General features: G+C 34.9%; 7 protein-coding genes. 5 read left to right on the forward strand and 2 right to left on the reverse strand.

Annotated elements, in window-relative coordinates:
- The first annotated feature begins 113 nt into the window (after positions 1-113).
- The 4 genes from AB671_RS03235 (at position 114) to AB671_RS03250 (ending at position 5,471) form a co-directional block, all read left to right on the forward strand.
- Complete coding sequence (locus tag AB671_RS03235; RefSeq protein ID WP_066677700.1) at positions 114-1,142, forward strand: methionine ABC transporter ATP-binding protein; 1,029 nt, start codon at positions 114-116, stop codon at positions 1,140-1,142.
- Positions 1,135-1,791: a methionine ABC transporter permease MetI gene (gene metI, locus AB671_RS03240; protein WP_066677702.1), complete on the forward strand. Its 657-nt coding sequence runs from the start codon at positions 1,135-1,137 to the stop codon at positions 1,789-1,791. The genes AB671_RS03235 and metI overlap by 8 nt, the downstream gene beginning before the upstream one ends.
- 161 nt (positions 1,792-1,952) lie before the next feature.
- Positions 1,953-2,762 carry a methionine ABC transporter substrate-binding lipoprotein MetQ gene (gene metQ / locus AB671_RS03245; RefSeq protein ID WP_066677704.1) on the forward strand — a complete coding sequence of 270 codons (810 nt, stop codon included), beginning with the start codon at positions 1,953-1,955 and terminating at the stop codon, positions 2,760-2,762.
- 450 nt (positions 2,763-3,212) lie between these two features.
- Positions 3,213-5,471 carry a glycoside hydrolase family 3 C-terminal domain-containing protein gene (locus AB671_RS03250; protein WP_066677706.1) on the forward strand — a complete coding sequence of 753 codons (2,259 nt, stop codon included), beginning with the start codon at positions 3,213-3,215 and terminating at the stop codon, positions 5,469-5,471.
- A 465-nt stretch (positions 5,472-5,936) separates the two neighbouring features.
- Here AB671_RS03250 and AB671_RS03255 read toward each other — a convergent pair whose 3' ends face one another.
- Positions 5,937-6,485, reverse strand: a complete 549-nt coding sequence (locus AB671_RS03255) for a type 1 glutamine amidotransferase domain-containing protein (RefSeq protein WP_066677708.1) — start codon at positions 6,483-6,485, stop codon at positions 5,937-5,939.
- 105 nt (positions 6,486-6,590) lie between these two features.
- The gene (locus AB671_RS03260; RefSeq protein ID WP_066677709.1) at positions 6,591-6,848 is read right to left on the reverse strand and encodes a DUF1294 domain-containing protein; all 258 of its coding nucleotides are present in this window, start codon (positions 6,846-6,848) and stop codon (positions 6,591-6,593) included.
- A gap of 98 nt (positions 6,849-6,946) precedes the next feature.
- Here AB671_RS03260 and AB671_RS03265 point away from each other — a divergent pair, with 98 nt between their 5' ends.
- Complete coding sequence (locus tag AB671_RS03265; RefSeq protein ID WP_066677710.1) at positions 6,947-7,303, forward strand: hypothetical protein; 357 nt, start codon at positions 6,947-6,949, stop codon at positions 7,301-7,303.
- Positions 7,304-7,361 lie beyond the last annotated feature (58 nt).

A 7,361-nucleotide genomic window follows, 5' to 3' on the forward strand; every position in this document is an offset into this window, starting at 1 on the left:
CTGTATGCCTTTGTGTGAAAATTTTAGTGGCTGACCTTACTTTTATTATAACATATTTTTAAAGGCTTTACCACGTTGTAGAGCCTTTTTTTATTAAAAATTACAGAGAAAAAATGATAGAAATAAAGAATATTTCAAAAACATTTCATCAGAAAAAACAAGCTTTTAAAGCTTTACATAATATCAATTTAACTATTGAAAAGGGTGATATTGTAGGAATTATCGGTTTTTCGGGAGCCGGAAAAAGTACTTTAATCCGAACCGTTAATTTATTGGAAAGACCTGATGAAGGACAAATTATTATTAACGGGAAAGATTTTACAAAATTAAATTCCAAACAGTTAGCCCACGAAAGGAAAAAAATCGGAATGATTTTTCAGCATTTTAACCTTCTTTCATCACGAACAGTTTTTGAAAACATTGCACTTCCGCTTGAATTGGACAATTTAAGTAAAGATGAGATCAGAGAAAAAGTAAATGAACTTTTAAAGATTGTAGCTCTTGAGGATAAAGCCCATGATTATCCAAAAAGTCTTTCAGGTGGGCAAAAACAAAGAGTTGCGATTGCAAGGGCTTTAGCCAATGATCCTTATCTCCTGCTCTGTGATGAAGCGACAAGCGCGCTCGATCCGGCAACAACGCAATCTATTTTAGAATTATTGAGAGACATTAATAATCGCCTAGGAATCACTATTTTACTGATTACCCACGAAATGGATGTTATTAAAACCGTTTGCAATCACGTTGCTGTCATCGATAAAGGACAATTAATATCAAAAGGAACTTTGAGTGAAATTATCTCCAACAAAGAAAATCCTATCATCAAACAATTTTTAAACTCAGGTGTTATGACCATACCGCAAGAACTCAACAAAAAACTACAGAAAGAGCCAAAAGATGGTTTGTTTCCGTTGGTTGAAATCGAACTGAACGAAAGTATCAGCGTAGAAAAGCTGCTTTCTGTGATCTACGATCAATATAAAATTCCGTACAAACTTCTGAAAGCGGATGTAGAATATTTGGGAGATTCCAATTTCGGAAAACTTCTTTTGCAGTTACAGGGAGAAGCTGATGAAAACCAAAAAGCGATTTATTATTTTAATCAGAATAACATTCAAAATACAGTAAAAGGTTATGCTTAGTAATACGGTAATTTCGCTTCTATCAAAAGGAATTTGGGAAACGGTTTATATGACATTTGTTTCAGGATTTTTCGGTTTTGTTTTGGGTCTTCCTGTTGGAGTTCTGCTTTTTGTAACCCGAAAAGGACAGCTTTTAGAAAACACAATTTATAACAGAATTCTGTCAATTTTAGTAAATATTTTCAGGTCGCTCCCTTTTATTATTTTGATCGTCTGGATGATCCCTTTCACAAGAGCTTTGGTAGGAACCTCTATCGGAATGAACGCTGCACTCGTTCCTTTAAGCATTGGAGCAGCACCATTTATTGCAAGATTGGTTGAAAACAGTCTTTTGGAAATTCCGAATGGTTTAATTGAAACTGCAAGAGCTTTAGGGGCAACTCCGTTTCAGATTATTAAAAAAGTTTTGTTACCCGAAGCTTTACCATCGCTCATCAATAATGCAACAATTACTTTAATAACTCTTGTAGGATATTCTGCAATGGGTGGCGCTGTCGGAGCCGGTGGATTGGGACAAATAGGATATCAATACGGATATATCGGTTATGATGCATTAATCATGAATCTTGTTCTTGGCTTGTTGGTCGCTTTGGTATTTATCATTCAGTTTTCAGGTGATCGATTGGCGAAGAGATTTGACCATAGGTGAGTTTGAGTGTTAGAGTATTGGAGAGTTTTAGCGGTATGGAGAATGAAAAGTCGATTAACAAAATTTTTAATCATACAATCTCTAATCCTACGGTATTACTGAATAAACATCCAACTTCCATCATCCAACATCCAACTTAAAAAAATAAAAAATAATTTACAATGAAAAAAATAAAAATTTTAGGATTAACAGCGGGTTTGTTGTTATTCGGAGCGTGTAATTCTCCTAAAAAAGATGACCCAAATTTCATCAAAATAGGGATCACTTCCGGACCTGAGCAAGAAATTGCCGAAACCGCTAAAAAAGTAGCTAAAGAAAAATATAATTTGGAAGTAGAACTCGTTTCTTTCAACGATTACGTCATTCCTAACGAAGCTTTGAATAATGGAGATATTGATGCAAATGCTTTTCAGCATGTTCCTTATCTTAACGAGCAGTCGAAACAGCGCGGTTATAAATTAGCCGTAATTGGAAATACTTTTGTTTATCCGATTGTGGCGTATTCAAAAAAGATTAAAAATATTAGTGAACTTCAAAATGGAAGTACGATTGTCCTTCCAAATGACCCTACAAACGGCGGTCGTTCTCTCCTACTTTTACAAAAAAACGGATTATTAAAATTAAAAAATGGGATTGGTTTATTGCCCAAAGTAACTGATATTACTGAAAACCCTAAACAATTGAAAATTCTTGAAATAGAAGCGCCACAATTGCCACGAGTTTTAGATGATAAAGAAGTTGTCATTGCCATCATCAACAATAATTTTGCTGCTCAAGCCGGATTGGATGCCGATAAAAATGGAATTTTCAAAGAAGATAAAGATTCTCCTTACATGAATGTTGTGGTTTCAAGAGAAGACAATAAAAATACAGATAAAGTGAAAAATTTCCTGAAAGCTTATCAGTCGAAAGAAGTTGAAGATAAAGCCAAAGAGATCTTCAAAGGCGGTGCTGTGAAAGGCTGGAATTAATGGAGCTATTAGTTGATAGTTGTCAGTTGATGGTTAAATTCCCCTTCCCTGAAGGGGTGGATTTTTGCACCAGCAAAAAGACGGGGTAGTTCAGATTTCCTATTCCTACAAAAAAATTCTATTATTATATGCGATGCCGCTTCGGAAAAACCTTTGCCTCCGGAGCGGTATTTTTTTATTTTGAAGTACTCAGAAAAATGATAGAAATTTAATTAGTCAAAATAAAGCCCAAACATTGTGCTTTCTAAAAAATATCTTTGATGTTTCTTAATCAATCTTAACAACTTAATACTCTTCTGGCTCGAATTTAACACAAGTAATAAACTTTCAAAACCTCCGAATTTTATAAACTGTTAGTTAAAATTAATCATTTCTCAAAAAACACATTTTCTCAATTTGAGATAATAAATATTTTACCTATTTTTGTAAACAATCAATAAAAAGTTTTTTATGTTGAAGAAAACTGTACTTCTAAGTTTGTTTACGTTAATATCTGCCTCTGCAATGGCTCAAAACAATACGACTCCTGTTTATTTAGACGAATCTAAACCTGTTGAACAGCGAATTCAGGACGCACTTTCCAGAATGACCCTGGAAGAAAAAATAGCAATGCTTCACGCACAGTCAAAATTCAGTTCTCCTGGTGTTCCAAGATTAGGAATCCCTGAATTTTGGACAACCGATGGTCCACACGGAGTTCGCCCCGAAGTAATGTGGGATGAATGGGACCAAGCCGGATGGACGAATGACTCCATTATCGCTTACCCTGCTTTAACCGCTTTATCAGCAACATGGAACAAGAAAATGTCTTGGAACTATGGTAAAGCATTGGGTGAAGAAGCAAGATACAGAAAGAAAGACATTCTTTTAGGACCTGGAGTAAACATTTACAGAACTCCTTTAAACGGAAGAAACTTTGAATACATGGGTGAAGATCCATACTTAACTTCTAAAATGGTAGTTCCTTATATTCAGGGAGTACAATCTAACGGAGTGGCAACTTCTGTAAAGCATTTCGCACTAAACAATCAGGAAATGTTCCGTCATACAAGCAACGTTATTGTTGATGACAGAACTTTGTATGAAATTTACCTTCCGCCTTTCAAAGCAGCAGTAACTGAAGGAGATTCCTGGACGATTATGGGAGCTTACGATATGTACAAAAATCAGTATGCAAGCCAAAACCAGTATCTTTTAAATGATATTCTTAAAGGAGAATGGAAATATAAAGGGGTTGTGGTTTCAGATTGGGGTGCAGTAAACAATACCGAACAAGCCATTCATAACGGATTGGATGTAGAATTCGGAAGCTGGACAAACGGTCTTTCTGCAGGAACAAGAAATGCATACGACAACTACTATTTAGCAAAACCATATTTAGACCTTATTAAATCTGGGAAAGTAGGTACTGCAGAGCTTGACGATAAAGTGACAAGGCTTTTACGTTTAGCGTATAAAACTACGATGAACACCAAAAAACCTTTTGGAAACATTGCTTCTGAAGAACATAAAGCGGTAGCAAAAGAAATCGGTGAAGAAGGAATTGTTTTGTTGAAAAACCAAAACGTACTACCAATCGACATTAATAAGGCAAAGAAAATTGCGGTAATTGGTGAGAATGCAATCAAAGTAATGACAGTTGGTGGTGGCTCTTCTTCATTAAAAGTAAAATATGAAACGTTACCTTTAGATGGAATTAAGGCTAAATTCGGTAAAAATTCAGACGTACAATATGCAAGAGGTTATGTAGGAGATATCGGTGGAGAATACAACGGTGTAAAATCTGGTCAGGATTTGAAAGACACGCGTTCTCCGGAAGTATTGCTGAACGAAGCTGTTGAATTGGCAAAAAAATCTGATTACGTTATTTTCGTAGGTGGATTAAACAAAGCCGATTTTCAGGATAGCGAAGGAAACGACAGAAAAAGTTATGGACTTCCTTACAATCAGGATAATGTGATTTCAGCTTTAGCAAAAGCTAACAAGAACTTTACCGTTGTTTTGATTACAGGAAATGCAGTAGCAATGCCTTGGATTAAAGATGTACCTTCTGTAGTTCAAGGTTGGTATTTGGGTTCTGAAGCAGGAAACTCTATCGCTTCTATTTTGGCAGGTGATGCCAATCCTTCAGGAAAATTACCGTTTACATTCCCAGTAAAGCTTGAAGACAATTCGGCTCATACAATGGGTGAATATCCTGGAAACAAAGAAGAATTGGCTGCCGGAAAAGGTAAAGATCAGAAGAACCCGATTAACATTACTTACAACGAAGGAATATTCGTAGGTTATCGTTGGCACGACACCAAAAAGATCAAACCTTTGTTCAGCTTTGGTCATGGTTTAAGTTATACCACTTTCGAGTTTGGAAAAGCAAAAGCCGACAAAACGAGCATGAATCAGGATGATAAAATCACATTCACTGTTACTGTAAAAAATACAGGTAAAAAAGCTGGTGCAGAAGTAGCTCAGTTATACATTACCGATGTAAAATCATCAGTTGAGCGCCCTGCAAAAGAATTAAAAGGTTTTGAAAAAGTATTTTTAAATCCTGGTGAACAAAAAGAGGTAACTTTCACTATCGATAAAACTGCTTTAAGTTATTTCGATGCTCAAAAGCACGACTGGGTTGCAGAACCTGGAGATTTTGAAGCGCAAATCGGGAATTCTTCTGATGCAATTAAAACTAAGGTAAAGTTTACTTTGAAGTAAACTTAATTATATATTTATAAAACAAATGCCCGAATTTTTTCGGGCATTTTTATTTTTAATAAGTTATCTACTAAAATGTATTATTTACCAGTATAAATAATTTCTGAATTCAAAACAGTATACGTTAAAGTAGTTTTTGTGACTTTATATTCGCTGCATTTAAAACTCATCACCAACTTCATTCACACAAAGCTTTACGTCTTTTATTTTCCATTTCGTATTTGTTGTCCTCTTTAGATATTTTAAAAACATTTTAAAGAACAACGAAAATCTTAGCCCCGATTGCAACGACATCCTTTTGTGCAGCAAAGCGGAACAAAAGATATAGTGGAAAGCGGGAAAAAGCTTCTAATACTAATTTAAATTTTAGCTAATACTTCGAGTCTTGATTTTGGTTCGTTTTGCATCAAGTCAAAACCTAACGAAGTGGTTCGATGACTGTAACGAGTCTAATGGACAAATTAATTAAAGATTCTGATCTTCATGCTTCCCTTCATTAATTTCCTCAACCATTTTAGCATTAAAAGCCGGAAGATCTTCCGGCGTACGACTTGTAACCAGACCATTGTCTACAACCACTTCACTGTCTTCCCAAACTGCTCCTGCATTTTTAAGATCAATACTGATGGAATTGACCGAAGTTAAATTTCTACCTTCAACAGCACCTGCGTTGATCAGAATTTGTGGACCGTGACAGATGGCAGCTACAGGTTTATGTTGTTTGAAAAAATCCTGAACGAAAGACAAAGCTTTTTCGTTTGTTCTTAACTGATCCGGATTAATAACTCCGCCCGGAAGTACCAATGCATCATATTCTGAGGCGGAAACTTCATCTAAAATTTTATCAACATTATATTCCTTTCCCCAGTCTTTTTCTGCCCAAGCTTTGATGGTTCCTGACTTTGGACTGACGATATGAGTTGTCCAACCCTGTTGTTCTAAATGTTCTTTTGGAGATTTTAATTCGCTTTCTTCAAATCCGTGCGTTGCTAAAATTGCAATTTTCTTTGACATAATATTTTATTTTTGGTGTTATATACTAATGACCAAGAAAATATAATGCCGTGAAAGGGTGATGTGGTATTTAAAAAATGTTAAAGTATCAACACATTTTAATATTCAATATTTTAATTTAAAAAATAAAATAATAAAAATCTGTATTAAAATAATAATTCCAAATTTCCACAGAAAACTTTTTTTTGACACTTTATGTCTGAAAATCATCATGGCTAAAATAGCACCAACCGTTCCTCCAAAAAACGTGAGAATCAGCAAAGAAAACTCTGAGATTCTTCTTTTGTGTTGGGTTGCCTTCCATTTATCTACTCCGAAAATAGTGAAAGCGATGAGATTCATTATTAAAAATACATACAACATAACGGCAAATCTAAAACAAAAATAAATATCAAACAGTTTACCTTCTGATCTTAACAAGATAAAAAGTTTCTACATTTGTTATCCTTAAAAATAAATCAATGACAATAGAGGATTTAGTGGGCAACTATTCTGTTCAGGGAAGCAATCAAGAGGCGAGTGAAAATATCAGTTATCACGGTATATTAACATTATCTCTCGATGAAAACAAACGAATTATTGCACAGTGGCTGATTGGCGACCACGAGCAGAACGGAACTGGATTTTTTAAAAATGACATTTTAGTTATCAATTTTAATTACCAAGGTGAAGACTCTCATCTTTATAAAGGAGTTGCTGTTTACCGCTGTATTAATGAGAATGTGTTGGATGGTTTCTGGTCAGAGAAGCACGGTGATCCATTATATCTTGGGAGCGAATATTGTGTAAAAATCAACACTTCTGAGTTTTTGAACTAATCGATTTGAAATAGATAACAAAGCTGTTTAAACTAATTTGAAATTTAACCACAAAAGG

The organism is Chryseobacterium sp. BGARF1 (assembly GCF_001677955.1).
In the GTDB taxonomy this organism is placed as follows: domain Bacteria; phylum Bacteroidota; class Bacteroidia; order Flavobacteriales; family Weeksellaceae; genus Chryseobacterium.

What these genes read in the sequence shown, in the direction of transcription:
- AB671_RS03235 (WP_066677700.1), top strand. Translation starts at nt 114, where the DNA reads ATGATAGAAATAAAGAATATTTCAAAAACATTTCATCAGAAAAAACAA.
- metI (WP_066677702.1), top strand. Translation starts at nt 1,135, where the DNA reads ATGCTTAGTAATACGGTAATTTCGCTTCTATCAAAAGGAATTTGGGAA.
- metQ (WP_066677704.1), top strand. Translation starts at nt 1,953, where the DNA reads ATGAAAAAAATAAAAATTTTAGGATTAACAGCGGGTTTGTTGTTATTC.
- AB671_RS03250 (WP_066677706.1), top strand. Translation starts at nt 3,213, where the DNA reads ATGTTGAAGAAAACTGTACTTCTAAGTTTGTTTACGTTAATATCTGCC.
- AB671_RS03255 (WP_066677708.1), bottom strand. Translation starts at nt 6,485, where the DNA reads ATGTCAAAGAAAATTGCAATTTTAGCAACGCACGGATTTGAAGAAAGC.
- AB671_RS03260 (WP_066677709.1), bottom strand. Translation starts at nt 6,848, where the DNA reads ATGTTGTATGTATTTTTAATAATGAATCTCATCGCTTTCACTATTTTC.
- AB671_RS03265 (WP_066677710.1), top strand. Translation starts at nt 6,947, where the DNA reads ATGACAATAGAGGATTTAGTGGGCAACTATTCTGTTCAGGGAAGCAAT.